General features: G+C 71.2%; 26 protein-coding genes. 17 read left to right on the top strand and 9 right to left on the bottom strand.

Features of this window, described 5'->3' with window-relative positions; translation table 11 throughout:
• The first annotated feature begins 71 nt into the window (after positions 1-71).
• From QSK37_RS15800 to QSK37_RS15810, 3 genes are all read left to right on the top strand, one after another.
• Entirely contained in the window at positions 72-839 is a 768-nt protein-coding gene (locus tag QSK37_RS15800; protein ID WP_285621176.1) for a class I SAM-dependent methyltransferase, read from the top strand.
• 102 nt (positions 840-941) lie between these two features.
• A complete protein-coding gene (locus tag QSK37_RS15805; RefSeq protein WP_285621177.1) occupies positions 942-2546 on the top strand; it encodes a serine/threonine-protein kinase in 1605 nt (534 codons plus the stop codon).
• A 9-nt stretch (positions 2547-2555) separates the two neighbouring features.
• On the top strand, positions 2556-4145 hold the full coding sequence (locus QSK37_RS15810) for a serine/threonine-protein kinase (protein WP_285621179.1): 1590 nt from the start codon (positions 2556-2558) through the stop codon (positions 4143-4145).
• Between the two features lie 25 nt (positions 4146-4170).
• Here the strand turns inward: QSK37_RS15810 and QSK37_RS15815 are convergent, their stop codons facing one another.
• The gene (locus QSK37_RS15815; RefSeq protein ID WP_285621180.1) at positions 4171-4896 is read right to left on the bottom strand and encodes an SDR family oxidoreductase; all 726 of its coding nucleotides are present in this window, start codon (positions 4894-4896) and stop codon (positions 4171-4173) included.
• A 94-nt stretch (positions 4897-4990) separates the two neighbouring features.
• Here QSK37_RS15815 and QSK37_RS15820 point away from each other — a divergent pair, with 94 nt between their 5' ends.
• On the top strand, positions 4991-5830 hold the full coding sequence (locus QSK37_RS15820) for a LysR family transcriptional regulator (RefSeq protein WP_285621183.1): 840 nt from the start codon (positions 4991-4993) through the stop codon (positions 5828-5830).
• 39 nt (positions 5831-5869) lie between these two features.
• Complete coding sequence (locus QSK37_RS15825; RefSeq protein WP_285621184.1) at positions 5870-6523, top strand: maleylpyruvate isomerase N-terminal domain-containing protein; 654 nt, start codon at positions 5870-5872, stop codon at positions 6521-6523.
• A 135-nt stretch (positions 6524-6658) separates the two neighbouring features.
• On the opposite strand, the gene QSK37_RS15830 is transcribed toward QSK37_RS15825, so the two are convergent.
• The 3 genes from QSK37_RS15830 to QSK37_RS15840 all read right to left on the bottom strand — a co-directional run bounded on the left by QSK37_RS15830 (position 6659) and on the right by QSK37_RS15840 (position 10860).
• The gene (locus QSK37_RS15830) at positions 6659-8638 is read right to left on the bottom strand and encodes a phospholipase D-like domain-containing protein (protein WP_285621186.1); all 1980 of its coding nucleotides are present in this window, start codon (positions 8636-8638) and stop codon (positions 6659-6661) included.
• A 187-nt stretch (positions 8639-8825) separates the two neighbouring features.
• The gene (locus QSK37_RS15835) at positions 8826-9806 is read right to left on the bottom strand and encodes an MBL fold metallo-hydrolase (RefSeq protein WP_285621188.1); all 981 of its coding nucleotides are present in this window, start codon (positions 9804-9806) and stop codon (positions 8826-8828) included.
• A gap of 172 nt (positions 9807-9978) precedes the next feature.
• Positions 9979-10860, bottom strand: a complete 882-nt coding sequence (locus QSK37_RS15840) for a serine hydrolase (protein ID WP_285621190.1) — start codon at positions 10858-10860, stop codon at positions 9979-9981.
• Between the two features lie 62 nt (positions 10861-10922).
• Here QSK37_RS15840 and QSK37_RS15845 point away from each other — a divergent pair, with 62 nt between their 5' ends.
• The 7 genes from QSK37_RS15845 (at position 10923) to QSK37_RS15875 (ending at position 17955) form a co-directional block, all read left to right on the top strand.
• Positions 10923-11879 carry a LysR family transcriptional regulator gene (locus QSK37_RS15845; RefSeq protein ID WP_285621193.1) on the top strand — a complete coding sequence of 319 codons (957 nt, stop codon included), beginning with the start codon at positions 10923-10925 and terminating at the stop codon, positions 11877-11879.
• A gap of 156 nt (positions 11880-12035) precedes the next feature.
• Positions 12036-13004, top strand: a complete 969-nt coding sequence (locus tag QSK37_RS15850) for an ABC transporter ATP-binding protein (RefSeq protein ID WP_285621199.1) — start codon at positions 12036-12038, stop codon at positions 13002-13004.
• Between the two features lie 2 nt (positions 13005-13006).
• Positions 13007-13789: an ABC transporter permease gene (locus QSK37_RS15855; protein ID WP_285621202.1), complete on the top strand. Its 783-nt coding sequence runs from the start codon at positions 13007-13009 to the stop codon at positions 13787-13789.
• A 21-nt stretch (positions 13790-13810) separates the two neighbouring features.
• The gene (locus tag QSK37_RS15860; protein ID WP_285621205.1) at positions 13811-15115 is read left to right on the top strand and encodes a sensor histidine kinase; all 1305 of its coding nucleotides are present in this window, start codon (positions 13811-13813) and stop codon (positions 15113-15115) included.
• Complete coding sequence (locus tag QSK37_RS15865; protein WP_285621207.1) at positions 15112-15765, top strand: response regulator transcription factor; 654 nt, start codon at positions 15112-15114, stop codon at positions 15763-15765. Before QSK37_RS15860 ends, QSK37_RS15865 begins: the two co-directional genes overlap by 4 nt.
• Complete coding sequence (locus QSK37_RS15870) at positions 15762-16628, top strand: helix-turn-helix domain-containing protein (RefSeq protein WP_285621209.1); 867 nt, start codon at positions 15762-15764, stop codon at positions 16626-16628. The genes QSK37_RS15865 and QSK37_RS15870 overlap by 4 nt, the downstream gene beginning before the upstream one ends.
• A 10-nt stretch (positions 16629-16638) precedes the next feature.
• Entirely contained in the window at positions 16639-17955 is a 1317-nt protein-coding gene (locus tag QSK37_RS15875; RefSeq protein ID WP_285621212.1) for an FAD-binding oxidoreductase, read from the top strand.
• 12 nt (positions 17956-17967) lie between these two features.
• Here the strand turns inward: QSK37_RS15875 and QSK37_RS15880 are convergent, their stop codons facing one another.
• From QSK37_RS15880 to QSK37_RS15895, 4 genes are all read right to left on the bottom strand, one after another.
• A complete protein-coding gene (locus QSK37_RS15880; RefSeq protein ID WP_285621213.1) occupies positions 17968-18495 on the bottom strand; it encodes a hypothetical protein in 528 nt (175 codons plus the stop codon).
• 114 nt (positions 18496-18609) lie between these two features.
• Positions 18610-19701, bottom strand: coding sequence for a hypothetical protein (locus QSK37_RS15885; RefSeq protein WP_285621214.1), 1092 nt, complete (start codon positions 19699-19701; stop codon positions 18610-18612).
• Positions 19698-20213: a SigE family RNA polymerase sigma factor gene (locus QSK37_RS15890; protein WP_285621216.1), complete on the bottom strand. Its 516-nt coding sequence runs from the start codon at positions 20211-20213 to the stop codon at positions 19698-19700. Before QSK37_RS15890 ends, QSK37_RS15885 begins: the two co-directional genes overlap by 4 nt.
• A gap of 35 nt (positions 20214-20248) precedes the next feature.
• Positions 20249-21448, bottom strand: a complete 1200-nt coding sequence (locus tag QSK37_RS15895) for an MFS transporter (RefSeq protein WP_285621220.1) — start codon at positions 21446-21448, stop codon at positions 20249-20251.
• Between the two features lie 83 nt (positions 21449-21531).
• Between QSK37_RS15895 and QSK37_RS15900 the strand changes: the two genes are divergently transcribed.
• From QSK37_RS15900 to QSK37_RS15915, 4 genes are read left to right on the top strand one after another with little or no spacing between them, the layout of a single operon-like run.
• Complete coding sequence (locus QSK37_RS15900; protein WP_285621223.1) at positions 21532-22005, top strand: winged helix-turn-helix transcriptional regulator; 474 nt, start codon at positions 21532-21534, stop codon at positions 22003-22005.
• 51 nt (positions 22006-22056) lie between these two features.
• Positions 22057-22581: a PadR family transcriptional regulator gene (locus tag QSK37_RS15905; RefSeq protein ID WP_285621226.1), complete on the top strand. Its 525-nt coding sequence runs from the start codon at positions 22057-22059 to the stop codon at positions 22579-22581.
• Between the two features lie 6 nt (positions 22582-22587).
• Entirely contained in the window at positions 22588-23328 is a 741-nt protein-coding gene (locus tag QSK37_RS15910; RefSeq protein ID WP_285621229.1) for an ABC transporter ATP-binding protein, read from the top strand.
• Between the two features lie 5 nt (positions 23329-23333).
• Positions 23334-25127, top strand: a complete 1794-nt coding sequence (locus QSK37_RS15915; RefSeq protein WP_285621231.1) for an FtsX-like permease family protein — start codon at positions 23334-23336, stop codon at positions 25125-25127.
• Between the two features lie 13 nt (positions 25128-25140).
• Here the strand turns inward: QSK37_RS15915 and QSK37_RS15920 are convergent, their stop codons facing one another.
• Positions 25141-25713, bottom strand: a complete 573-nt coding sequence (locus QSK37_RS15920; protein ID WP_285621233.1) for a TetR/AcrR family transcriptional regulator — start codon at positions 25711-25713, stop codon at positions 25141-25143.
• Between the two features lie 124 nt (positions 25714-25837).
• Between QSK37_RS15920 and QSK37_RS15925 the strand changes: the two genes are divergently transcribed.
• Positions 25838-26575 carry an SDR family oxidoreductase gene (locus tag QSK37_RS15925; RefSeq protein WP_285621236.1) on the top strand — a complete coding sequence of 246 codons (738 nt, stop codon included), beginning with the start codon at positions 25838-25840 and terminating at the stop codon, positions 26573-26575.
• Positions 26576-26728 lie beyond the last annotated feature (153 nt).

Genomic DNA, 26728 nt, shown 5'->3' on the forward strand with positions numbered 1-26728 from the left:
GAGATCGCCGCCAGTATAGTCAGTTCCGATTCGGAACTGACTAGGAACGCATCGACGGGCAGGAGACCTCCGTGAGCCGACCGATCGCCGGCGACTTCGACTACGAGACCCACGGCACCGGCTACGCCGTGCGGCGGCGCACCGATCCGCGTATCGCCGTCTACGTCCACGCCGCGCTCGGCGACGCGCGAACCGTGATCAACGTGGGTGCCGGCGCCGGGTCGTACGAGCCGACGGACCGTCAGGTCACGCCGGTCGAGCCCTCCGCGTCGATGCGTGCGCAGCGGCCCGCCCACCTGGCCCCCGCGGTCGACGCCGTCGCGGAGGATCTGCCCTTTCCCGACGACGCCTTCGACGCCGCCATGGCCACGGTGACCATCCACCAGTGGTCCGACACCGACGCCGGCCTGCGCGAGCTGCGCCGCGTCAGCCGCGGACCGGTCGTCATCCTGACCTTCGACGGCGACGCCCTGGACCTCCTGTGGCTGGCGGAGTACGCGCCCGAGCTGATCGCCGCCGAACGGCGCCGCTACCCGGACATCGAGCACGTACGGCAGGTGCTCGGCGGCACCGCCACCGTCACGCCGATCCCCATCCCGATCGACTGCGTCGACGGGTTCACCGAGGCCTACTACGCCCGGCCGGAGCGTTTCCTCGACCCGCTCGTCCGGAAGTCGCAGTCCGCCTGGGGGTTCGTCGACCAGCCGGCGATCGACCGCGCCGTCGAACGGTTGCGGACCGACCTCGCCGACGGCGAGTGGAACCGCCGTCACGGCCACCTGCTCCGGCAGCCGTCCTTCCTCGGCTCCCTGCGCCTCATCACCGCCCTGCCGGACTGACGTCGCGGCCGGTGACGAGCAGGTCATCCAAATTCCTGCCTTTCAACATCCTTTGTGGTGGAATATCGGGCAGAAGTTTGATGATCGTTTCGGGGAGTCGCATTGCCGGGTGAGCTGAGCCTGGAGGCGGGGCTGCTGCTGTCCCAGCGGTACCGGCTGGACGCTCCCATCGGCGCGGGCGGCATGGGCGAGGTCTGGCGCGGGGTCGACCTCGGCCTGAACCGGCCGATCGCGATCAAGATCCTCCCGGCGCAGCTGGCGCAGGACCCGACCGGGGTCGCGCGGTTCCGCCGGGAGGCCGAGTCCGCCGCCGGCCTGCAGCACCCGGGCATCTGTGCGGTCTTCGACATCGACACCCACGGTTCCGTGACGTTCCTGGTGATGGAACTCCTCCAGGGCACCGATCTGGCCAAGCTCCTCGCGGCGAATCCCCGTGGGCTGCCGATCGACCAGGTGGTCGGGCTGGCGGAGCAGATCACCGACGCGCTCGCGGCGGCGCACGCACGCGGGGTCGTTCACCGGGACATCAAGCCGGCCAATCTCTTCCTGCAGCAGGACGGCCGGGTGAAGGTCTGTGACTTCGGCATCGCCCGGCTGGTCGACCGTACGACGCTGACCGCCACCGGCGGGGTGCTCGGCACGCCTCGTTACATGGCGCCGGAGGAGTTCCGCGGTCAGCCGGTCGACCACCGCGTCGACCTCTACGCGCTCGGCGGGGTGCTGTACGAGCTGTTCACGGGGGCGCCCGCGTTCGACGCGGACGACTCGGGACTCGCCGCGATCATGTACAAGCACCTCAACGAGACGCCGCTGCCGCCGCGTTCACACCGTCCGGACCTCCCCGCTCACCTCGAACGGCTGGTGCTGGACCTGCTGGCCAAGGCGCCCGACCGAAGGCCCGTCAGCGCGGCCGCCGTACGGGACTTCCTGCGCCGGTCCGGGCACACCGCCACTCCTCCCCCCGGCCCACCGCCGTACCTGCGTCCCGTGGAACGCTCCCAGGAGGCGACGACGGTCACCGCGTCCGCCGTCGTCGAGGCGCCGAAGAGCCGGAAGGGCCTCGTCGCCGCCGCCGTCGGCGGCGTGCTCGCGGTGGCACTGGCCGGCGCCGGGGCCTTCGCGCTGCTGAACGGTTCCGGCGGCGACGGCGCGAAGGCGAAGAGCACGCCGCGTGCGTCCTCCACCGGGGTGCCGATGCTCCAACCGGTCGGTGAGACGGTGCCCGGCCAGGCCCGGCCCGGTGACCAGTACCCGATCGGCCGGATGGCCATCGTGCCCGTCACCCATGGGGCGCGTACGGACGCGGTGGGGGTGACCGTGACGTCGATCGTCAAGGGATCCCAGGCCGACCTGGCCGGCCTGGCGCTGCCGGGTTCGGACAAGCAGGACACCCCGTACTACGTCCATTTCTCGCTGACCAATCTCGGCCCCGACGACCCGTACCTCGATTTCTCCCCCGCCGACAAGATGGTCGGGATCGACGCCGCGGGCCATTCGGTCACCAGCACCATCACGCTCGACGATCCGAAGGCGTACCCCGGCCAGTGTCGCCCGGTCGCCATCGATGACGGCGGGTTCCGTCACGGGGCCCGTTACGACACGTGCACGGTCATCCTGGAACCCCGGTCCCAGGACATCACCACCGTGCAGTGGTGGGAGAAGCCCTACGACCTTGGCGACGGCCAGGGCGTCGACTGGAAGCGATGAGGGACGATCGTGCACAGCACCCTCGGACAGGTACTGGCCGGGCGATACCGTCTCGACGCGGCGATCGGCACGCTCGGCGCCGGAGCCGGTGAGGTATGGCATGGGTTCGACCTCCGCCTGAACCGGGTCGTCACCGTGAAGACCTTCGCCGCGCCGACCGCCGCCGACCAGGCGGGCGTCACGGCGTTCCGGCAGGGGGCCGAGAAAGCGGCGGCCGTACGGCACCCCGCGGTCGAGGCGGTGCTGGACATCGGGACCTCCGAGTCCCCCGTGTTCCTGGTGACCGAGTACCTGGAAGGGCAGGACCTGAGAACGGCCCTGGCCGCACAGGGCGGCGGGCTGCCCGTCGGCCAGGTCACCGACGTGGCCACGCGGGTCCTCGACGCCATGACGGCCGCGCATGCCCAGGGCGTCGTTCACGGTGGCCTCACCCCCGCCGACCTGTTCCTGCTCCGCAGCGGGGACGTGAAGCTCTGCAACCTGGGCGTCGGTTCAACGCGGACGGATCCGGCCGATCCCCAGGCGGATCTGCACTCCCTCGGACGCGTCCTCTATGAACTGCTGACCGGTGCACCGCCGGCGGAGTCGCACCCGGTGCCGCCGGCGTCCCGCCGCGCCGATGTGCCGCCGTACCTCGACCGTCTGGTGCTGGGTCTCCTCGCCGAGGGCCCGGCCGGACGGCCACAGAGCGCGGCCGCCGCCCTCGCGGTCCTCCGCGAGGGGATGGGCCCCGCCCCCCGGCCCACGACCGCCTGGCCGTCGGCGAATCCCTCATCGGCGGACTCGACCGTCGACGACCACGTGCCGAGCGGAACCACGAGGAAGAGCGGCCGAGGGCGTCTGGCGGCGGAGATCGCCGGTGCCGTCGTACTCGTGGTGGCCGCGGCGACCGCCGGCTACCTCGTGCACGGCGGTACGAAGACCAAGGCGCCGTCGCGCCCGGTGGCCGGCAAGCCCACCGCGGGCACCACGGGCACCACGGCCCCGGCGCCGCCCGGTGTCAGCCCGAAGTCGCCCCCGGTGGTCGCGGGCTGGCAGGTCGTGGTCTCCCCCGACTTCGGCGTGGTGTACGACGTCCCGCCGGGTTGGAAGGTGGAGGCCCCCGGCACGGGTGTGGGCCTCGCCGACGCCAGCGGGAACGTCGCCGTCGGTTCCAACGGCGTCGCCGACATCAGCCGGGACGGCACCGACGGCAACACCTGCGCGATCGTCCAGTCGGGACTGTTCGGTGGCGCGGGCATCACCTCGGCCTCCTCCGGTCAGCTGGAGTCCCTCGACACGGCCGCCACTCACAACGCGCTCCAGTGGGCGAACTTCGGTTACCAGCTCGGCGGGGTGCTTCCCCGCACGGTGCTGAAGACCGGGGAACATCCCACGATCGGCGGCCTCAAGGCCGTGCTCCAGGGCGTCGCCGTGACGACGAAGGGCGGCAAGGGCACCGCGTGCGAACCGAACGGGGGCACGCTGTACATGGCGGAATTCGCCTCACGGCAGGGCGCGCCCGTCAGCTTCTACGTCTTCTCCAACAGCACCGGCCCGGGGAACGTGAGCGACGCGACGCTGCGGCGGATCGTCGGCACGATTCGCCCCCTGGCCTGAGCCGAGGACCCACCGCGTCCGCCCGTTACCAGGGCACCACCCCGGCGTCGTCGAAGAACCCGCCGGTCGGGCCGTCGTCGGGCAGGGTCGCGAGCCGGATCGCGATGGCCGCGCCCTGTTCGGGCGTACGGACGCCGCGGAAGCCGTTGAGGTCGGTCGCGCAGTAGCCGGGGCAGCCGGCGTTGATCAGGATGTTCGTGTCGCTCAGCTCCTTGGCGTACTGCACGGTGACGGCGTTGAGGAACGTCTTCGACGGCGCGTACGCGGCGGAGATCGGGCCCGTCTCGGCGCCGGGAGTGCTCTGCCGGGTGAGGGAGCCGACGGTGCTGGACATGTTCACGATCCGCGGCGACGCCGAGCGGCGCAGCAGCGGCAGCATCGCGTTGGTGACGCGGATGACGCCGATCACGTTGGTCTCCACGGCCGTCCGTACGGTCGCGGGGTCGACCAGGGTGGGCTCCTGCGGCAGGCCGCCGGTCACTCCGGCGTTGTTGACGAGCACGTCGAGGCGGCCGGCCCGCTCCTCGATCAGCGCGACGGCCGCGGCCACGCTGGTGTCGTCGGTCACGTCGAGCGGCACGCCGAACGCGTCGACGCCGGCCGCGCGCAGCTTCTCCACGGCGGTCTCCCCGCGTTTCTCGTCCCGGGCGCCGATCCCGACGCTCCAGCCGAGGGCCCCCAGGCCTGCCGCGATCTCCTGACCGATCCCCTTGTTCGCGCCGGTGACCAGCGCGATCGTCTTTTCGCTCATGCCTTCGATCCTGTCCGCGCCCCGGCCCGGCCGCCAACATCGTCTGGGTGGGCGGCGATACCTCCCCGGTATCGATTGCCGGTACCGTGGCGGCATGGAGACGCGGGAGCTGCGATACTTCGTCGCCGTCGCCGAGGAGCTGCACTTCGGCCGGGCCGCGCAGCGCCTCGGGATCGCGCAGCCGCCGTTGTCGCGGGCGATCCAGCAGCTCGAACGGCGCCTCGGGGTGGCGCTGCTCGAACGCACCAGCCGCACCGTCACGCTGACCGAGGCCGGGTCGGTGCTGCTGCGCGAGGGCCGGGCGGCCCTCGACGCCGTGGACGCCGCCGACCGCCGTACCCGCCGCGCCGCGACCGGCCGGCCCGGCCTGGTTCTCGTCACGAAGGCCGGAGCGTCCGGCGACCTGCTGCGCAAACTGCTCGACGCGTACGCCGCCGAACCCGGCGCGGTCACCGTCGACGTGCTCCTGTGCGGACCCGCCGAGCAGGAGCCGCTGCTGCGCGACGGACGGGCCGACGTGGCGCTGCTGCACCGGCCGTTCGACTCGACGACCGGCTTCGACACCGAGGAGCTGTGCACGGAGGGGCAGGTCGCGCTCCTGCCGGCCGGACACCCCCTTACCACCCGGGCCCATCTGCAGATGGCCGACGTCACCGCGCTGCCCGGCCTGCCGATGCCACGATGGCCCGCCCCCGACGGGACGTACCCGGACGGCCCCGGTCCGCGGGTTCGCGACAGTGCGCAGCTGTTCCAGCTGATCGCGCTCGGCCGGGCCTCCGCGGTCCTGCCCGAGTCGTGCCGAACCCATCTGCGCGGCGACCTCGTCGCCGTGCCGGTGCTCGACGCGCCGACGGTGACGACGGTGATCGCGTGGCCGCCGCACAGCCGATCCCGGGCCGTCGCCGGGCTCGTGCGAGCGGCGACCCGTCTCTAGCCCTTGTCCGGCGTTCCGGTCTCGCATTAGCGTGCCGCGGTGGATCTCTTCTCGCGTTCCTGGACGGCGTTGCGCACGGCGGTCGCCGAGCTCCCGGACGAGGACTTCGCGCGGCCGTCGGGCTGTGCCGGCTGGCTCGTTCGCGACCTGGTGTGCCACCTGGTCATCGACGCCCAGGACGTCCTGATCACTCTGGTCACGCCCGCCGAGACCGAACCGACCGTGGACGCGGTCACGTACTGGAACATCGTCGAACCCCCGACCGGCGAGGACCCGCTCGACGCGCTGATCCCCCGGCTGGCCGCCGCGTACGGCGAGCCGCGGTGGCTCAAGTTCCACCTCGACGACGTCGGTTCCGCCGCGGGCCGCGCGGCCGAGCTCGCCGATCCGGCCGCTCGCGTCGGCACCCGCGGCGAGGTGCTCACCGCCGGCGACTACCTGTCCGCGTACGTGCTCGAATGGACCCTGCACCACCTGGACCTGATCGCGCACCTGCCCTCGGCCGCCGAGCCGCCGGCCGAGACCATGGCGGCGGCGCGCGCGTCGCTGGAGAGGATCGCCGCAAGCCCGTTCCCCGCCTCGGTCGCCGACAGGGACGCACTGCTCATCGGTACCGGACGTCGCACGCCCACCGACGAGGAAAAGACCGTGCTGGGCGATCTCGCCGTAAGGCTCCCGCTCATCCTCGGATAACAGGGCATACAAGCGGCGACTTGTCGCTTGCCGCCTACCCCGGTTCGATCACCATGACCGGGCGCCCGGCGGGCCGTACCCCGGATGACCACGTTCCCCGCACGTCCCTGCGACTCTGACCGCGCTCACGTCCCATCAGCGCGGGACCTCCCGCTGCGTCCAGCGCAGGGTCTTCTCGTCGACGATGTCGATCTTCTTGCCGACGATGGAGGCTTCCTCCTCGAAGGAGCACTGGTGGCCCGACTTCGTGTGCCTGCACTCGACCTTGTCGCCGTAGGCGACCATGAAGTCGTCACCGGAGTGGGTGAGGGCCTGCACGGTCACCTTCACCTTCTTCGAACTCTTGCGCTCGGTGTGGATGGACTGGACGGTCGGCGGCAGGAATCTCTCCCAGTCGTACGTGGCGTCGGCCTTGGAGTACTTCCACTGCGGGTCCAGGAACTCCTTCTCGAGGTGCGCGACCGCCGCCGGGTTCTCGATGAAGTAGCCGTCGTCCTGTAGGAAGGCGGGATAGGCGTTCTTGGAGCCGAGGTAGAAGACGCGGTCGTCGACCACGACCAGCTTGGTGTGCTGGGCGTAGGTGCAGGGTTTCTTGGCGTCGTCGCAGTCGATGACCTTGCCGCGGTCATCGGTCGCCTTGCCCTTCCAGTAGGGCTTGTCGCTGCTGCGCAGCGAGGCGTACTGGAGGGTGTCCCGCATGACCGTGTCGGCCGCGCGGTCACTGCCCGCCTGGAGTGCGATCCGCTTGCGCAGCAGGTTCGAGAACTGCCCCATGTTCTTCATGGTGGAGTAGGAGTCCTCGTTGCCGGGCGTGGAGATGACGATGCGGACCTTCACCCCCTTGATCATCTTGGCTGCGACGTTGTCGAGCAGCCGCAGGTCGCCCAGTGGCTGGACGGCCTTGATGGGCCCGCCGATGGCGGCGCACCAGCCGTACAGGTCCTGCTGGGAGAACACGATGGAGCGGGTGGCGGTGGCCACCATCTCCCGCAGCGCCGTTTCCTCAGGGTTGACGGTCTGGTAGTCCCGGTCGAGGTTGACGACGTCCTTGTCGGCGTAGCTCAGGTCGCACTTGGCGTCTTCGGGCCGCTTGAGGGCGGGCAGTTGGTAGGTCGAGGAGGGATCCTTGGCCTGGATGCCGACGCCCAGCCCGCCGACCTCCAGCATGTCGAGGTCGCCGGCCTTGGCCGCGGCGGGAGGCCGCAGGCGGGAGACGCAGCCCCCGCCCGACTGGTACACCCATGATCCGGTGGTGGCCAGCCAGTTCAGCTTGTTGCGGTTGGCGCAGGTCCAGTCCCAGAGCCGGTTGATGTAGCCGGTCGCCGACATGGCCGCGGGGCCTCGGATGGCCATCATCATGTCGGTGACGGGCTTGGGGGTCTCCACGTAGTTGTTGGTGTAGGTGTTGACGCCGCCGGTGATGACGGTCCGCCCGTCGACGACGATCAGCTTGGAGTGGTTCCAGGAGGGCGTGTAGCCGCCTTTCGGGACGAGGGGCGTCCCCGCGTAGGACGTGGTCATCGTCGCCACGTGGAACTCGACGTTGCCGGCCGAGGAACCGATCGTCTTCTTCGCGGCCTTGATCCAGTCGTCGCCGTTCACCGTCGCGGGCAGTACCGGCGCGCCCAGCAACATCCTGAAGATGATCTTGTGTTTGCCGGCCGCCTTCTTCAGCCCGGCGACGATGGCGTCGCGGAAGGCACCGTCGGGATAGGTGCCGCACGGCGAGGGGAGTTGCGCGATCAGCTTCTCCGGACAGCCGAGCGAGGTGATGTCGACGGTCTTGGAGGCCTCGCCGATATTGGCGGTGATCTTGTCCAGGAGCCGTTTCGTGCCCGGCCGGTCGCTCCGCGGGCAGGGGTCGTGCCCCCAGCACTGCGGTGTCTGCAACAGCCAGTCGCCCGCCGAGTCGTCCAGGCGGTTGCCGCCGGTGCGTTCCCAGACCTGGTGTTCCAGCCCCGGCGACACGTGCCGGACGGCCTTCTCGATCCGGTCGAGGTACGGAGTCGGCGACACCGCGGCCGCGGCCACCCCGCGCTCGGCCGCCGGGGCCATCGAAGAGGAAACGGCGGCGATGAACGCCGTCACCGCCACCGCGCTCATGGTCATTCTCATATTCGCCAGTCAAGCCAGCCGGAGACGCTCGCAGGTCACCGGCCACGCCGAGCGCGGGTAAAGCCCTGACCGAGAAAGCACAGCGATATTTCTAGGCAACCCGACTGAGCATCGTTCTCCCTCTCGTTGGGCAGGTGCCCTGACGCTAGGAAGGACCGGTACACGCGGGGTACACGGCGGCCGGGGATCAGACGAAGCGGTACGGCGTGAGGTACTGCGGGAGTACGACCTTGGTGCGCGGGCTGATCTTCCGCACCGCCGCGACGAAGGCGTCGAGGTGCGGCTTGACCTGCGGATCGGGCTTCGGGGGGTTCGTCAGCTCGGTCTCGAAGTCGTCCCAGTGGACCGGGACGACGACCGAGGGCCGGCCCAGGGCCGTGAGGATCCGCTCGGCGTACGCGTAGGTCGAGTCGCTGGCCTGCATCGCGATCATCGCGATATCCGGGGACAGGCCGGCCACATTGCGTTCGACGAAGTCGCTGCCGCCCATGAGGAACACCGACGGGCCGTTCTTGACGGTCACCTGGTAGGCGAGGGTGTCGCCTTCGGGCAGATCGGCGACGGTCTGTGGCTTCTCCGGCCGGGTGAGCCGCACGCCCGGCAGCGCGACCGAGTACGCGGCGTTACGGCTGTGCAGGGAGGCGATGACCTCGACGGTGTAGGAACCGAAGTCGAGCACCTCGCCGCCCTTGACCAGCCCGAGCTGACCGGACGGCACGTCGGAGGCCAGCGCCAGGTTGTAGGTCGTCATCGTGCCGATGACCCGCGCGCCGGTCCGCTGGGCGATGTAGGGCACGTCGTTGAAGTGGTCCCAGTGCGAGTGGGTCACCAGGACGGTCTCCGGCTTGCCGACGTGCTGGTCGATGGTCCCGGTGGCCACCGTCAGTTCGGTCGTCGGATCGAACGGCCCGGTGAACATGCCGGTGTCGTACCGGCTGAGGTACGGGTCGACGAGCAGAGTCCGCGCCCCGACGTCGATCCTCCACCCCGCCGTTCCGAACCAGCGGAACGTCGCGGCCGCCCTTCTGCCGTTCGCGCCGGGCGACGCCGCCCGATTCTCATCGGCCGCCGACGCCGCGTACGCTCCCCCACTCGCCACCGACACGACGGTGGCGCCGACGGTCGCGCTTCGCAGGAAACGCCGCCGGTCGACCCGCTTTCCGGACACGCTGAATCTCCCCCTTGTGATGGGCGTACGACTGATCCGGGCGCATTCGACCACCGGGCCACCGGCCGCGTCCAAGATCAGCGAGGCGGCTGGCTCATAGGGGAACGAATATGAGGCCACGTCGGCACGGGCACGCGGCTCCGATCACACCGGTCGTTTCGCTCGTCACGGGTCAGGACGCGCGCAGCGCCTCGACGGCGGCGTGGGCGGCCTCCCCCATCGCCAGGTCGACGTCGATGCGGCGCGGGTCGAGCCGGTCGGCGCGCGCGAAGATCGCGATGGCGTACCGGCGGCCGTCGGGATACTCGGCGACCCCGGCCTCGTTGTGCAGGCCGGGCAGGGTGCCGGACTTCGCGGCGACGTGCACCGCCGGCGGGAAGCCGCTGGGGATGCGGGTCCAGGAGAGCTGGTGCCTCATCAGCTCCCGGACCATGGCGCACGCCGGTCGCGGACCGGCCTCGTCGCGCCAGATGAGGCGCAGCAGGCGGGTGATGTCCCGTGGAGTGCTCGAGGTGGTGCGCTCCGGGTCCAACACGCGCAGCGCCCGTACGCGCTCCTCCGGAAGGGTCGGGAAGACCTCGGCGAACTCCGCCTCGGTCCGCGCGCCGACGTCGGCGAACACCGACGCCAGGAGCTCCCGCGGCCCGCCGGTCACCCGGGTGCGCGTCAGGCCGAGCTCGCCGGCGAGCAGTTGGAGGGTGTCCGGGCCGATGCGACGCATGAGCAGGTCGGCCGCCGTGTTGTCGCTGATCGACATCGCGAAGTAGGCGAGGTCGCGCAGCGACGCCTCGACGTCGTCGGCGCATCCCGCCATCCCCCAGCCGCCGAGCCGGTCCTCGGCGCGCACGAGAAGCCGCTCGGTCGGGTCGATCTGGCCGGCGGCGACCTGCCGGGCGAACTCCAGCACGAGAAGGATCTTGAATACCGACGCGATGACGACCTGGCCGTCGGGCTCGACCCCGACCTCTCGGCCGTCGTCGACGTCGACCACGTGGAGCCCGGCGGTGACGCCCACGGAGGTGAACGTCCGGGCGATGAGATCCTCCGTCCGCACCGGCTCACGGTATCGCCGTATCGGCCCGGCGCCTCCCATAGGCGATCGCCTATCGTGGCGGGGTGGATCTGTCGCGGCACCTGCGGTACTTCGTCGTCACGGCCGAGGAACTCCATTTCGGCCGGGCCGCGGAGATCATCGGCATCGCCCAGCCGCCGCTCAGCCAGTCGATCCAGCGGCTCGAGCGGGAGCTCGGCGTCACGCTGTTCGACCGGTCCCGGCGCCAGGCGGAGCTGACGACCGCCGGTCGCCTGCTCCTCGACGAGGCACGGGACCTGCTGGCCCGCGAGCAACGGCTGCGCACCCTGATGCGCAAGGCCGCCGACGGCGCGCTCGGCACCCTGCGCGCCGGCGTCCCACCGGAGACGCCGGCGGTGTCGCTGCAGGCGCTGTCCCGCCGGCTCGGCGAGGAGGTCCCCGAGCTCGACGTCGACCTGCAGGAGCTGACGACCGCCGAGCAGCTGCGCCTGCTCGCCTCGGGCGACCTCGACGTCGGCCTGGTGCACCATCCGGTGGAGGCGGCCGGCCTGCGGTTCGGTCCGGCCGTCGACGTTCCGCTGGGCGTCGTCATGCCCCGTACGTCACCACTCGCGCGGCTGCCCGACGTGGCGTTCGGCGACCTCGACGGTCACGGCCTCATCCTCGCCCCGAGAGCGACGGCGCACGGCTGGCACGACCACGTACTCGAGGTCTGCCGGAAACACGGCTTCACCCCGGCGGCGCTGCGGCACGCCCGCAACCCGGAGTTCCTGCTCGGCCTGGTGCTCGGCGGGCACGGCGTGGCGTTCGAGCAGGAGGCGATGGCCCGCCGCGAGCCGCGCGTGGCGTGGCGCCCGCTCACGGACCGGCCCCTGCTGCGGAGCGTGTCGGCCGCCTGGCCGGCCGAGACGGCACACCCGGCGGCACCGAGGTTCGCCTCGATCGCGGCGGACGTCATCGCCGCCGACCACGCCCTGCCTTCGCCCGCCGCTCCCGCCGTGTCACGGCCGTGGTCGGTGGTCTACGACGCGAGCCGGTGACCGCGGCCACGAGGCCACGCCTCGGCATGGTTCGCGGGTCAACCGATCGGTGGATCGGCTCGACCGTCCGGTCCACCCGGTCGTTCATTCCGTGACCTGGGAGATTTCGCCGGGCGGTCGATACCGCGTCCGGGCGGATCTCGCGAGGCTGAGGGCATGCCAGCAGTGATCGAGGTGCGGAATCTGCACAAGAGCTATGGGGACACCGTGGCGGTCGACGATGTCTCCTTCACCGTCCAGGAGGGAGAGATCTTCGGGATCCTCGGCCCGAACGGCGCCGGCAAGACCACGACGGTGGAGTGCGTCGAGGGTCTGCGCAGGCCGGACCGGGGTGAGATCAGCGTGCTCGGGCTCGACCCGCAGCGGGACCGGGCCGAGCTGACCGAGGCGCTCGGCGTACAGCTCCAGGACGGCGCGCTGCCCGACCGGCTGAAGGTCGGGGAGGCGCTCGCGCTCTACAGCTCCTTCTACCGGGCTCCGGCGGACTGGCGTGCGCTGATGGACGAGCTCGGGCTCGCGAGCAAGAGCTCGACGATGTACGGGAAGCTGTCCGGCGGCCAGAAGCAGCGGCTCTCGATCGCGCTGGCGCTGATCGGGAACCCGCGGGTGGCGGTGCTCGACGAGCTGACCACCGGCCTCGACCCTCAGGCCAGGCGTGACACCTGGCAGCTGATCGAGGACGTGCGATCCCGCGGCGTCACGATCGTGCTCGTCACCCACTTCATGGAGGAGGCCGAGCGGCTGTGTGACCGGATCGCGGTGATCGACACGGGCCGCGTCGTCGTGGTGGACACCCCGGCCGGGCTGACCGAGCGGGTGCAGACCGAGCAGCGGATCCGCTTCCAGCCGTCCGTACCGTTCGACGACGCACTGCTGACCGGCCTGCCCGACGTGACCGGCGTCGTCCACAGGGGCGACGTCGTGGTGGTCACGGGCAATGACAACGCGCTGAACGCGGTCACCTCCGTACTGGCCCGCAACAACATCGTGGCGCAGCGACTGCGCGTGGAGCAGGCCAGCCTGGAGGACGCCTTCGTCGCGTTGACCGGCCGGCGCCCGGAGACCGAGCAGCACGCGAACCAGGGCCGGGCCGCCCGGGGCCAGGCCAGGACCGGAAGGAAGTGACCATGTCCGTCACCACCACCGCGGCGCCGCGGGCGACCGGGTCGCGTTCCGGGCTCGGGCGGCTCGCCGTCACCGAGCTGAGGCTCTTCATCCGCGAGCGGGTCGGGCCCATCTGGGGCGTCGGACTCCCGCTGGTGCTGCTCGTCGTCTTCGGCAGCATCCCCTCCTTCAAGGAGCCGCAGCGGGATTTCGGCGGCGCCACCAAACTCGAGATCTACGTGCCCGTTCTGATCGCGTTCTCGATCGCGCTCCTGGCGCTCAGCTCGCTGCCGACGGTGCTGGCCGGCTACCGGGAGAAAGGCGTCCTGCGCCGCCTGCGGACGACGCCGGTGGGCCCGGCCCGGCTGCTCACCGCCCAGCTCGTGGTCAACGTCGCCGTCACCATGGTCACGGTGATCGCCCTCCTCGTGGTGGCGAGGGTGGCGTACGGCGTGGCCCTGCCGAAGCAACCGGCGGGGTTCGTCATCGGCGTACTCTTCGCCGCCGCCGATCTGCAGGCGGTCGGCCTGTTCGTCGCCGCGACGGCCGGGAGCGGGCGGACCGCCCAGGCGGTCGGCACGCTCCTGTTCTTCCCGATGATGTTCTTCGCCGGCCTGTGGATCCCCATCGCCCAGATGCCCGGCCCGCTGCGCTCCATCAGCCACGGCACTCCGCTCGGCGCGGCGGTCCAGGCACTGCTGCGGGCCTCCGCGGGACACTGGCCCAACGGGTGGCAACTGCTGGTCATGGCGGCGTACGCGCTGGTGCTGGGGCTGGCCGCCGCTAAATTGTTCCGCTGGGAGTAGTTCGTAGCGGGAAGGATGCAGATGAGCGATCCGACGCCGCGTACCCGGCAGGATCACTGGACCCGGCGGCTGCTTTCACCGATGACCCTCATGCCCTACGTGCTGCTGGCCGCCGTGACCTGTGTCAGGATCCCGAGCGAACGGTCCGGCGGTGAGCCCTTCGCCATCAACCTCGCGCTGTGCGCGCTGACGGCGGCGTGGATGCTGTGGATGTTCACACTGCATCCGGCCTGGCGGGAGCGCCCGCGGGTGATGGGGCTGTTCCTGGCCGTGCTGATCGGGCTGATGGCGATCCTGGTGATCAGGGATCCCTGGTTCGGGCTGTTCACGCCCGCCGGCTACGTCTACTCCTACCGGCTCCTGCCCTGGCCGTCAGAGCTGGCCGCCATCAGCGGGGTGGCGATCGTGGCGGGCACCGCGCAGGCGTCCCCGGTAGCCAAGACGGACGTCTACGGCGTACTCGCCTACCTGGTCGTCGTCGCCGTGAACGTCGGTCCCTTCTGCGCCGTGGCCTGGCTCGGCCGGAAGGCCGAGGAGTACGACGAACTGCGTGAGCGGGCCCTCGCGGAGGCGAGGGAGGCGAACCGCAGGCTCGAGGCGAGCATGGCCGAGAACGCCGGGCTGCAGCAGCAGTTGCTGGCCCAGGCGAGGGAGGCCGGGGTCTCCGACGAGCGGCAGCGGATGGCCCGCGAGATCCACGACACGCTGGCCCAGGGGCTCACCGGGATCGTCACCCAGTTGCAGGCGGCCGAGCAGACCGCCGACGACCAGGCACTGTGGCGGCGGCACCTGCGGGCGGCGACCCGGCTGGCGAGGGAGAGCCTGTCCGAGGCGCGGCGGTCGGTGCACGCGCTGCGGCCCGAAGCGCTGGAGGCGGCACGGCTGGGTGAGGCACTGGCCGGTGTCGGCGAGCGCTGGTCGGCGCTGCACGGCATCCCGATCCAGGTCACCACGACCGGCACGGCGCGGCCGATGCCGCCGGAGGCCGACGTCGCCCTGCTGCGTACCGCGCAGGAGGCGCTGGCGAACGTCGCCAAGCACGCCGGGGCGACCAAGGTCGGGCTCACACTTTCCTACCTGGAGAACGAGGTCGCGTTGGACGTACGAGACGACGGCAGAGGCTTCGCGCCGGACCGGTCCGGCGACGGCCCGGCGGACACGGGAGACGACGGCCCACGGCGTCCGGACGCGGGCGGGTTCGGCCTGGTCGCGATGCGGCAGCGGATCGAGAGCCTGGCCGGGACACTCCAGGTCGAGTCGGAACCCGGCGCCGGCACCGCCGTCTCGGCCTGCATCCCGGCCGCGCCCGCGGGGGCCGGCGCATGACCGGCGCACCGATCAGGCTGCTGATCGCGGATGACCATCCCGTGGTCAGGGACGGGTTGAGCGGCATGTTCACCCGCGACCCGGGATTCGAGGTGCTCGGCGAGGCCGGCGACGGGGCCGAGGCGATCCGGCTCGCCCAGGCCCTCGACCCCGACGTGATCCTGATGGACCTGCGGATGCCCGGGATGGACGGCCTGACCGCCATCACCGAGCTGGCCCGGCGGGGCGTCACCGCGCGCGTGCTCGTACTCACCACCTACGACACCGACAGCTACGTCCTGCCGGCGATCGAGGCGGGCGCCACCGGCTACCTGCTCAAGGACGCTCCCCGCGACGAACTGCTCCGCGCGGTACGCGCGGCGGCCGACGGCCAGGCGGTGCTCTCGCCGTCGGTGGCGACCCGGCTGATGAGCCGGGTCCGCGAGCCCGAGACCAAGCCGCTCAGCCGGCGAGAACTGGAGATCCTGGAACTGGTCGCGGCCGGCACCACCAACCGCGACGCGGCGGCCAAGCTGCTGATCAGCGAGGCCACCGTCAAGACCCACCTGCTGAACATCTACGCCAAGCTCGGCGTCAACGACCGCGCCGCGGCGGTCGCCGAGGCGTTCAACCGGGGGCTGCTCATCCCCGGCACGCCGGAGGAGCCGTGACGCCGGCCCCGCAGAGGTACGTTGAGCGGCCGCCGTTGCCGGAACTGGCGGGCGTGGTGCGGACGATCTGGATCCAGCACACCGGTGAGGCGGCGTACGTGCAACGGCACCTGCCCACCGGCGGGGTCGAGATCCACTTCCCGATCGGTGGCCGTCTCCAGTTGGTCGGGCCGCTGACCGGTCCGCAGATCGAGGTCATCCCGGCGCGCACCACCATCGTGGGGGTGCGGTTCCGCCCGGGGACCGCACCGCCCCTTCCGACGACGCTCGACGACCTGGTGGACCAGCGCCTGGGCCTGGCGGAGTCGCGGGGTAGCTCGGCGGACCGCCTCGGCGAGGCGATGGCCCGGGCCGCGACGCCCGAGCGGGCGCTCATGATCCTGCAGGCCCACCTCGTACGGGAGTTCCGGAGCGGGGTACGCGTGGATCCGCTGGTGGGCGAGGCCGTGCGGGCGCTGATGCCCTGGCACCCCGTCGGCATCGACACCCTGGCCGCCCGCCTCGGACTCTCCGCGAGCCAGCTGCGCCGCCGCTGCCTGCGGGCGGTCGGGGTGAGTCCCAAGGTCCTCCAACGGACGTTGCGGTTCCAGGGCTTCCTCGCGCTGGCTCAGGCGGGTGCCGCCGCCTCGGGCCGGCGCGGCGCGGACGGCATCGCCGGGCTGGCGGCCGACGTGGGATACGCCGACCAGGCACATCTCACCCGCGAATGCCTCCGGCTGACCGGCCTCACCCCGAGCCGGCTCCTCGGCGGCGACATCGACCGGTGTGCCTGCGGCCATGAGCACTCCGCCTCGTATCGGCCCTTTCTCGCCACCCGTGGTCCGCGCGATTCGTTCAAGACGGAGTCGGCGGGCCGCGCCTAGCTTCGGACTCGTGCACGATCTGGCCGGGTTCGGCGATTCACTCGACGGGGAAGTCTTCGGCCCCGGCTCAGCGGGCTATGAGACGATCCGCCGCCCGGTGAACCCGGCTTTCCGGGACGTACGCCCCCGGCTCGTGGTGCTGTGCCGCTCGGTCTCGGACGTCGTCGGCGCCGTGACGTACGCGGCCGGCGCTGGGGACCGCATCGCCCCTCGTGGTGGCGGGCACTGCTTCGCGGGCCGATCGTCGACGGACGGGATCGTGCTCGACATGTCCGGCCTCGACGGCGTCTCCGTGGCGGATGACGGGGTCGCCACGGTCGGAGCCGGCGCCCGTCTGGGCCAGGTGTACGCGGCGCTGCACGCCCACGGCCGGACCCTGCCGGCCGGGTGCGGTCCCACCGTCGGCATCGCCGGCCTCACCCTCGGCGGCGGAATCGGTCTGCTCGGGCGTGAGCACGGGCTGACCTGTGATCGCCTCGTGGGCGCCTGGGTCGTGCTCTCGAACGGCCGCGTCGTGGACTGCGACCACGACCGCGAACCGGACTTGTTCTGGGGCCTGCGCGGGGCGGGCGGCGGCCAGTTCGGGGTGGTCACGTCACTGCGCTTCGACACCGTCCCCGAGCCGATCACCACCCGTGTCGAGGCGCACTGGCCGGACTTCGCCGTCGAGGAATTGGCATCGGCCTGGCAGGCCTGGGCCCCGGACGCCCCGGACGGGCTCACCGTCGATCTCACCCTGACGTCCGATCCCGGCACGCCCGTCCAGGCCACCCTCTTCGGCGCCTCCACCCTCGGTGCGGGAGCGACCCGGGACCTGCTGCGGGAGTTCGCCGACCGGGTGGGCGTGCGCCCCACGATCGCGTTGCGCACCGGCCTGTCCTTTCACCGTCTGAAGGACACCTTCGCCGGGCCGCCGGACGAACGAGCCGTACGAATACGATCGGAGTTCTTCTCGCGCGCGATGTCCGGTCGTACCCTCGCGTCGCTCCTGTCCGGGCTCGACGGCCCGGGGCGCAGGGGCCGACGGCGGCTCACGTTCACCGCGATGGGCGGGGCGTACAACCGAGTCGCCGAGGACGCCACCGCGTTCGCCCATCGCAGCGAGCGCTTCCTGCTCGAACACGTCGCCGACGCGGCCGACCCGTGGGTCGATCGTTCCTGGACGACCGCCCACGCCGACGGGTCGGGGCGCGTCTACCCCAACTTCCCCGACCCCGGGCTCGACGACTGGGCGGCGGCGTACCACGCGGGCAACCACCCCCGGCTGCGAGCGGTCAAGAAGGCCTACGACCCGCACCGGTTCTTCGACTTCCCCCAGGCCATCTGACCGGGAGCGCGTTCAGCCACCGGTCTCCGGGAGGTCGTACCGCCAGCGTTCGCCGGCGTACCCCTCGCAGGCGGCCACCAGCCGGTCAGCGGCTCCTTTGAGCTCCTCCAGCTCGAAGAGCACGATCGCGTCGAGCTGCTCGGACCATCGCGGGTACCCCCACCGCCGGGTGGGCACGGTGTGTCCCGACGCGGGCGTCGCGGTGAGGACGGGCACCGGGCGGTGCACCGGCCCGGGCTTGAGCTCGATGCCCATGGAGTCGACCTGATCCCACCTCAACGTGGTGCTCCGGCCGGCCGCCGCGACCATCACCCCCGTCTCGTCGACCGCGATCCAGAAGGGGGAGACCGCGATCCGGCCGTAGAGCACGGCGCCGTAGGCGAAGAAGAGCACCAGCACGACGAGGCCGTACTCAAGGCCCCCCGCTCCGTACTGCGCCCTGAGCCAAGGGATCCCACCGGCCGAAAGCAGTGCCAGAAGCAGGAACGCGGCAGTACGACGAATGTGCGGGCGTTTGTCGCCTTCGAAGCGGCTGATCATGAACCATCTCGCCTTAACGGGTACGCGGAAAAGGCTCCGCAGGCGCCTCTCCCGCGAAGATCGTCCCCACGGTGGGCTCCGTTACCGTGAGAGGCCCGGACTCTCAGGGCACCGTCAGGCGAAAGGTGTGGTGGTCCACCTGGACGGGGCGGTGCCGAGCACGGTGATCCGCTGGTAGAGGCCGGTGACCCCTCCGGTGGTCTGGAGCCGCTGCAGCGTCCGGCCGGAGGCCTGGACCGTGACGTCGAACCCGTTGACGTCGAGGACGATCAGGGTGTGTCTGGCCACTCCGCCCGATGTGGTCCGCCGATCGACGGCGCGGTGGCCGCCGACGGTGATCCTGCGGCCGGGATCTGTGGCGAGTTGCCGCTTCATGAGCCCGGCCGGATTCACCGAAATCTCCAATCCATTGTTCGGTGAATACGCCCCGGCGCCGAAGCTCACTCCGGCGGATTCGCCGGTCCCGCGGCCCAAACCCGGGCCGGCCGTGGATCGATAGATCGTAAGCCCATCCGGTAGCCCTCTGATGCGAAAAGGAAAGGCGACCGGTTGAGCGGCGCCGAACATGATCGACTTGGCGATTCGGTGAATGGTGCCGGTGTCGTCGGCGGACCCCAGCACGGAGATCTCGGCCCAGCGGTGAGGTCCGTACTGCCAGCGCAGCCTGCCACCGTCTTTGTCACCCGGCTGGGCGATCCAGTGGGCCGGCCTTCCGTTCACGGGCGTTGCGGGCAGGGGCCGCGCCGGCCTGCCGCCGGAAAGATGGCCGAGGATCGGCTCGGGCCCGGCGCCGAAGTCGGTCAGGTCGATGATCCCTCCGCGGCCGCCGTCGAGGCCGGCCATCGCCTCGAAAGTGTGTTGACCGTTCTGGTGATCCTCCATGACAGTTGCGGTCACATAACCCTTCGGCAGCCACCCGAAGATGGCACGCCGCACGAGCGGGTTGGGATAGGTCCCGGTAGCCGGCCGCGACGGCGGGGAGGCGGGCCGTCCGGATCGGGCGCCGATTCTTGGCAGGCCGGTGGCCGCCAGCGTCACGACCAGACCTACCGCCACGGCCGATCCCGCCACGGCACAGGCGCGCCGCGCGCGCAGCTTCCGGCGGCCACGAGCAGCGAGTGGAGGGATGGCGATCTGCGGGCGTTGGCGGGGAGTGTCCGCGATCCGCGCCAACCTGCGCTTGAGATCGGTGATCTCATCGGTCATCGGGCCGTTCCCTCCTCGATGCTCACGGTCGGCACGAGTGCTCGGCGCAGCGCCGCCAGTCCCCGCGAGGTCTGGCTTTTGACGGTTCCCGGGGAGCAGTCCAGAACCTCGGCCGTCTGTTCGACCGACAGGTCGCAGTAGAAGCGCAACACCACTGCCGCGCGCTGCCGCGGGGCCAGCTCCCGCAGCGCCGTACGCAGGTCCAGATCGCGGTCGCGGTCGGCGATGTCCGGGCCCGGCTCGGGCGGTTCCCGGACCGTCGTGACCCGTTTCCACCAGCCGGTCCGCTGTTCGGCGAGAAAGACCCGTAAGAGCACGGTCCGCGCGTAGCCATCGACGTTCTCCACCGAGCCGACGCGGTGCCATCGCACGTACAGCCTGGTCAGGGCCACCTGCACAAGATCATCGGCACGATCCCAGTCCTGGCAGAGCAGATAGGCGACACGCTGCAACCACGGAAGCCGCGCGGCGACATACGCCGTGTACTGCTCGTCCCGTGCTGGTCCCGCCATGGGCGCCGCCTTTTCGTCAGATGCCGCACACCTGTCTAATGCGGCCGAACCTCCATGAGGTTGCATCGGTTTCGACGGGCGACGCGACCCACCGTACGGGCGCCGACCGCCCAGGTGACGAGCGCGCAGAGCGCGAGCGTCGCACCCAGGACGGTGGGGCCGAGCCAGCCGGCGGCGCCGAACAGGGCCGTGGTCGCGGCCGCCCCCAGGGCGGAACCCAGGGAGTAGAAGACCATGTAGGCGCCGATGGTCGTGCTGGTGCGCTCGGGGTAGGCGGCGGTGAGCGTGTGCTGGTTGCTCACGTGCACGGCCTGAACGGCGAAGTCGAGCAGGATCACGCCGAGGATCAGCAGCGGCAGCGACCACGAGAGCTGTCCGATCGCGGTCCAGGAGGCGAGCAGGAGTGCGAGTGCGATGCCGGTGACCCGGCGCGCGTGCCCGGCATCGCCCCAGCGTCCGGACCGGGCGGCGCCGAGCGCTCCGGCGAGGCCGGCGAGGCCGAAGAGCCCGATCCGCGCTTCGCTGAGGTGCCACGGCGCACCGGACAGCGGCAGGGCCATGCCGCTCCACAGCGTGCCGAACGAGGCGAACAGGAAGAACGCGATCAGCCCGCGGCTGAGGAACACCGGCTGGCCGAACAGCCCGCCGAAGGACCGAAGGACCTGCCCGTACGGTGCCGTGTCCCGGCGGACGTCGGCGGGCAGCAGGGTGAGGGTGAGCAGCGCGAGGACGGCCGCGAGGACCGCCAGGGCCAGGTAGATGCTCCGCCACCCCCACAGGTCCGCGAGGATTCCGGCGATGACGCGCGCGCCGAGGATGCCGATCACCACGCCCGAGGTCACGATGCCGAGGTTGCGCCCGCGCTCGGCGGGCGGGGAGATCGACGCCGTGTACGCGACGGTGGTCTGCACCACCACCGCGAACACGCCCGCCGCGGCCAGTCCGGCGAACGCCGCCCAGGCGACCGGGGCGGTCGCGGTGATCGCCGTTCCCGCGGCCACCAGGGCGAGGTGCGCGGCGATCAGGCGCCTGCGGTCGAGCATGTCGCCCAACGGCACCAGCAGCACCAGCCCGGCCAGGTAGCCGAGCTGGCCGGTGGCCACGAACCAGCCGAGCGAGTCGACCGGAACCCCCAGGTCGCGCCCCATCGGGCCCAGCACCGGCTGCCCGGCGTAGACGCTCGCCACGGCGACCCCGCACACGACCGCCAGCAGCAGCCTCGTCCTCCAGTTCACGGACACACCCCATTTGGTTTCGTTTTGCAACTGATTGGAGGCTAGGCGAGAATGGTTTCATTACGCAACTCATTGGAGGGGTGATGGCACGCGACGCCGAGGGGCAGAGCCCCGCGTGGACGGACCCGACCTGCCCGGTCGCCCGCACGGCCGATCTGGTCGGCGACCGGTGGAGCCTGCTCATCATTCGCGACGCGATGGACGGCGCCCGATCGTTCACCGACTTCCAGCAGCGCACCGGGATCGCCCGCAACATCCTCACCGAACGGCTCCGCAAGCTCGTCGCTCACGGCCTGCTCACCCAGGTCGACGCGCCGTCGGGCAGACGCAGGCCGTACGCGCTCACCGAGGCGGGCAAAGATCTCTTCCCCGTGATCGTCACCCTGCGGCAGTGGGGCGAACGCCACGCCTTCGAGGCCGGCGAGGCGCACTCGGTCCTGGTCGACGACAACGGCACCCGCGTACCCGACCTCCTGCCCATGGCAACGAGCGGATCGCCCCTGACGAGCGACACGACCTCGGTACGACGGCCTGAGTCCGGCGCGACGCTCACTTGACGGCCGAATTAGCTACCCGCTATCTATTAGCTAGCCGTTAGGGGGTGGCACGTGCAGGACGCACTGCTGGCGATGCTCGCCAAGGAACCGTCGTACGGCTACCACCTGCGCACACGCCTACGGCGAGCGCTCGGACCACTGGGCGAGTCGATGAACGCGGGCCAGGTCTACGTCGCCCTGACCCGACTGGAAAAGGCCGGCCTGATCGTCAGCGAACGCGCGGACGGACTCCCCGAACGCCCCGATCGCAAGATGTACGCCCTCACCCCGGCCGGCCAGCAGCGGGTCGCCGCCTGGCTGGCCGAGGTGAGCTGGCCCAAACCCGACCTGGCCGACTTCCACCTCAAACTCACCACCGCCGCCGCGGCCCGGCTCGCCGACCCCGTGGAACTGGTGGCCGCCCAACGCCGCGAACTCATGCGCCGCCTACGCGACGCGCAACACGCCGCGCTGGCCGAACCCGACGACTCGACCGCCGGTCTGCTCCTGGAAGGCGTCGTGTTGCGACTACAAGCCGACCTGCGCTGGCTCGCCGCCTGCGAACGCGCCTGGTCCGGCGACGAGAACCGAATCTGAGGACGCATGGACGAATCCGGTGACGTGCTGCGGGTCCGCGACCTGTACAAGGAACACGGCCACCACGAAAGCCTGGTCCGCGCGGTCGACGGAATCGACCTGGACGTGCCGACGGGGCAGATGCTCGCGGTGATGGGCCCCAGCGGCTGCGGGAAATCCACCCTGCTCCACCTGCTCGGCGGCCTGGAACGGCCCACCGACGGAGAGGTATGGCTGGCCGGCCGGCGCATCGACACCATCAGCGAACGCGGCCTGGCCCGCCTACGACGCCGGGCGGTCGGATTCGTCTTCCAGGCCTTCCACCTGGTGGAGGAGCTGTCCGCGGCGGAGAACGTGGAGCTGCCCGTCCTTCTGGCCGGCGGCTCACCACGCGCGGCCAGACGCCGCGCCGCCCTCCTGCTCGAACGGTTCGGCCTCGCCGACCGCGCCCGGCACCTGCCCTGGCAACTGTCCGGCGGCCAACGCCAGCGAGTCGCCATCGCCCGCGCCGTGGCCAACCGACCACACGTCCTCCTGGCCGACGAACCCACCGGAAACCTCGACACCACCGCGACACTCGACGTCCTGCGAGTCTTCGAAGACCTACGCGCCGCAGGACAGACTCTCGTGATCGTCACCCACGACGAACGGGTCGCGGCCACCGCGGACCGGCTGATCTCCATGCGAGACGGCATGTTCGTCGACGACACCCGGCTGGCGGGCAGCACCACCGGACGACTCGACGGCCTCATCAGGCTGGAGGACTGATCGCCGTGGGCCGCGTCCTGCTCATCTTCCGCCTCGTCCTGGCCGACGTACGCCGGCATCCCACCCAGGCGGTCATCCTTCTCATCTCGATCACCGCCGCCACCGCCATGCTCGGCCTGGGCGGATCGCTACACGGCGCGACGCAAGCGCTGTACCAGAAGACCCGCGCGGCCACGGCCGGGCCGGACGTGGTCGCGTTCGCACCCGGCACCGGCCGGACCGCGATCAAAACCTTGACGTCCTTGGAGCACGTGCCCGGGGTGCTCACGCACAGCGGACCGTACCGCGAGTACTACACGAAGCTCACGGCGCACGGCTCCACGGGAGCCGCGGTGGCGCAGGTCGCCGACATGACACCGGGCCCGGTCGACCGTCCCCTGGTCACCTCGGGCCATTGGATACGCCCCGGCGGCGTCGTGGTCGAACGCGGCTTCGCCACCGCGCTGGGCGTCCACGTCGGCGACCACGTCACCGTCGCCGGCCGCTCGCTCCCGGTCGTGGGCATCGCCGTGACCGCGGCCCACGCGGTCTACCCGTGGGCGCCGGGGATCGGCCCGGGCGGCGGGCCGAGCGACGGCGGCGGCCTGATCTGGCTGAACGAACGGGACACCCGGGCACTGGAATCGGCCGCCGATACCTCGGTGACCTCCTTCATCGACCTGAAGCTGCGGGATCCCGGCACGGCCCTGGCGTGGCATCGCAATCCCGCCGTCACCTCCGCGATCGGGGACCGCTGGGTGAACGTCAGAGCCTGGCAGCTCATCGCCGAGCAGGACTCCCTCATGCTCAAGGGCAGCCAGCCGATCCTGGTCATCGGCAGCTGGCTGCTCGCGTTCCTGGCCATCGCCGGGGTGGCCACGCTGGCCGCGGGGCGCGCCGCCAGGCAGACCCGCCGGGTCGGACTGCTCAAGGCCGTCGGCGCGACCCCCGGCCTCATCGCCGCCGTCCTGCTCACCGAATACCTGACCCTGGCACTCCTCGCCGACGCGCTGGGGCTGATCACGGCACGGCTGATCCAGCCCGCCATCATCAATCCCAGCGCCGGCCTGATCACCACCGCCACCGGACCGACCGGTACCACCATCGCCGTGACGACCGTCGTCGCCCTGGGCGTGGCCGCCCTGACGAGCCTCGGCCCTGTCGTACGGGCCCTGCGCACCGAAACCGTCGCCGCGCTCGCGGACACCGCCCACCGGCCCCAGCACCGGGCGCACCTGACCAGGCTGTCCGCGCTGCTGCCGACGCCACTCCTCCTCGGGCTACGCCTGATCGCCCGCCGGCCCGGCCGCGCCGTCCTGCACGCCTGCGACACCGCGGCCACACTGACCACGATCACCGGCCTGCTGATGATCTACGCCCAACCCGCGAAGGGTTACCCGGGCTCTTCCATGGCGAACCATCTGCGAGACGCCCAGGAACACCACGTGATACTGGCCGTCACCGCCGCGCTGGTCGCCCTCGCCGCCATCAACACCGTCACCATCACCTGGACCACGGCACAGGACGCCCGGCCCACCATGGCCATCGCCCGTACGCTCGGCGCCACCCCCGGCCAGATCACCGCCGGCCTGTCCGCCGCGCAGCTCCTGCCGACCCTGCCCGGCGCCCTCGCCGGCATCCCCCTGGGCATCATCCTGTGCCTGCCCTTCAGCACCGCGAACACGACCTGGCCTCCCGCATGGTCGCTGCTCGGCGCGGCACTCGCCGCCCTGCCCGCGACAGCCGCACTCACCGCCGTACCCGCCCGCGTCGCGGCCCACCGATCCGTGGCCCACACCCTCAGCGCCGAGGCGACGTAAGCGACCGCCGCCCTCACATGCGGGCCGTCAGGCCGTCCAGGGTCAGGTCGAGCAGGCGTTCGGCCCGTTCCCGCTGGTCGGGTCCTGCCGAGGTGAGGGCGATGCCTTCGAGGGCGGCGCCCATGTCGGTGGCGCTGATGTCGGTACGGATCGTGCCGGCGTCCGCGCAGGCGTCCATCAGGGTGGTGACGGCGGCCTGGATCATTTCCCGGCTATGGCCGTAGGGGTTGCTTCCCGCGGCGGCGATGGCGCGCAGAGCGTCGGCCATGCCGGATTTGGCGGTGACGTAGTCCAGGAAGAGGCGCGTCCAGGCACGCAGGGCCTCGTAGGGCGGCTTCACCGCGAGCAGCTCGGGGACGGCGTCACACAGCTGGGCCACCTCGTTGCGGTAGACCGCCTCGATCAGGACCTCACAGGTGGGGAAGTTGCGGTACAGGGTCGCGCTGCCCACACCCGCCTCTTTGGCGATGCGCTCCAGGTGCGCGTCCAGCCCCTCTTCGGCGAACACGCGCACCGCGGCCGCGAGGATCTTGTCCCTGTTACGCCGTGCGTCAGCGCGCAACGGGCGTTGTGCACCGTCGGCCATCAGTCGTCGCCACTCCCCTCAACCTGCTAAGTGGAGGCGCGCCCACTTAGCCTCAGCGTAAGTGGTGGCGCCCCCACTTTCACTGTAGGTCATGGACCGACCCCCTTCTGGAAGGACGTTGATCATGTCAGGTGTCGAGGGCAAGGTCGTGGCGATCACAGGCGCCAGCAGCGGCATCGGAGCGGCGACCGCGACCCACCTCGCCGGAGAAGGAGCCCGGCTCGTGCTGGGGGCCCGGCGGGAGGACCGGCTGGACGCGGTGGTGGACCAGATCACGGCCCGGGGCGGCACGGCCGTCGGGGCCGTCATCGACGTGACGCGCCGCGAGGACCTCAAGCGCCTGACGGACACGGCGGTCGACCGGTTCGGCCGGCTCGACGTCCTGGTCTCCAACGCCGGCACGATGGCGGTGTCGCCGTTCGACGAACTGCGCCAGGACGACTGGGACGCCATGGTCGCGACCCATGTCACCGGCCTGCTGAACGGGATCGGGGCGGCACTTCCCGTCTTCCGGCGGCAGCGCTCCGGCCAGTTCGTCAACGTCGCCTCCACCGCGGCGTACGTCGTGAAATCTCCCCAGGCCGTCTACGCGGCCACCAAGACGGCGGTGAAGGTGCTGACCGAGGGCCTGCGACAGGAGTCGGGACCTGACCTGCGCGTCACCCTCGTCTCACCGGGGTTCACCAACACCGAGGGCGTGGGCAAGGGGGCGAGTCCCGAAGCAGCCGCGGCGGCCGCCCGGCAGCGCGACGAGATCGCCATCCCGCCCTCCGCCATCGCATCCGCGATCGGTTACGCGATCGGGCAGCCCGCCGGCATCGACGTCAGCGAGATCGTCGTCCGGCCCACCGTGCAAGCCTGACGCCCAGCGCGGACGACCGCGAAGACAACGGCGGCCGGTGGAGAACGGTCAGGAGCGCCCTGCCAGGCGCTCCGACGCCCTTGGAGCAGCGGGGCGAGGCGGTGACCGATCCTGTGACGTCGCTGTGACCGGCTCCTTGGCAGTCTGCCCGGC

The organism is Actinoallomurus iriomotensis (assembly GCF_030269445.1).
In the GTDB taxonomy this organism is placed as follows: Bacteria; Actinomycetota; Actinomycetes; order Streptosporangiales; family Streptosporangiaceae; genus Actinoallomurus; species Actinoallomurus iriomotensis.

Coding starts and splice junctions, on each gene's coding strand:
- QSK37_RS15880 (WP_285621213.1), bottom strand. CDS start 18,495: ATGATCAGCCGCTTCGAAGGCGACAAACGCCCGCACATTCGTCGTACT.
- QSK37_RS15925 (WP_285621236.1), top strand. CDS start 25,838: ATGTCAGGTGTCGAGGGCAAGGTCGTGGCGATCACAGGCGCCAGCAGC.
- QSK37_RS15920 (WP_285621233.1), bottom strand. CDS start 25,713: ATGGCCGACGGTGCACAACGCCCGTTGCGCGCTGACGCACGGCGTAAC.
- QSK37_RS15860 (WP_285621205.1), top strand. CDS start 13,811: ATGAGCGATCCGACGCCGCGTACCCGGCAGGATCACTGGACCCGGCGG.
- QSK37_RS15910 (WP_285621229.1), top strand. CDS start 22,588: ATGGACGAATCCGGTGACGTGCTGCGGGTCCGCGACCTGTACAAGGAA.
- QSK37_RS15885 (WP_285621214.1), bottom strand. CDS start 19,701: ATGACCGATGAGATCACCGATCTCAAGCGCAGGTTGGCGCGGATCGCG.
- QSK37_RS15865 (WP_285621207.1), top strand. CDS start 15,112: ATGACCGGCGCACCGATCAGGCTGCTGATCGCGGATGACCATCCCGTG.
- QSK37_RS15890 (WP_285621216.1), bottom strand. CDS start 20,213: ATGGCGGGACCAGCACGGGACGAGCAGTACACGGCGTATGTCGCCGCG.
- QSK37_RS15850 (WP_285621199.1), top strand. CDS start 12,036: ATGCCAGCAGTGATCGAGGTGCGGAATCTGCACAAGAGCTATGGGGAC.
- QSK37_RS15830 (WP_285621186.1), bottom strand. CDS start 8,638: ATGAGAATGACCATGAGCGCGGTGGCGGTGACGGCGTTCATCGCCGCC.
- QSK37_RS15815 (WP_285621180.1), bottom strand. CDS start 4,896: ATGAGCGAAAAGACGATCGCGCTGGTCACCGGCGCGAACAAGGGGATC.
- QSK37_RS15900 (WP_285621223.1), top strand. CDS start 21,532: ATGGCACGCGACGCCGAGGGGCAGAGCCCCGCGTGGACGGACCCGACC.
- QSK37_RS15855 (WP_285621202.1), top strand. CDS start 13,007: ATGTCCGTCACCACCACCGCGGCGCCGCGGGCGACCGGGTCGCGTTCC.
- QSK37_RS15820 (WP_285621183.1), top strand. CDS start 4,991: ATGGAGACGCGGGAGCTGCGATACTTCGTCGCCGTCGCCGAGGAGCTG.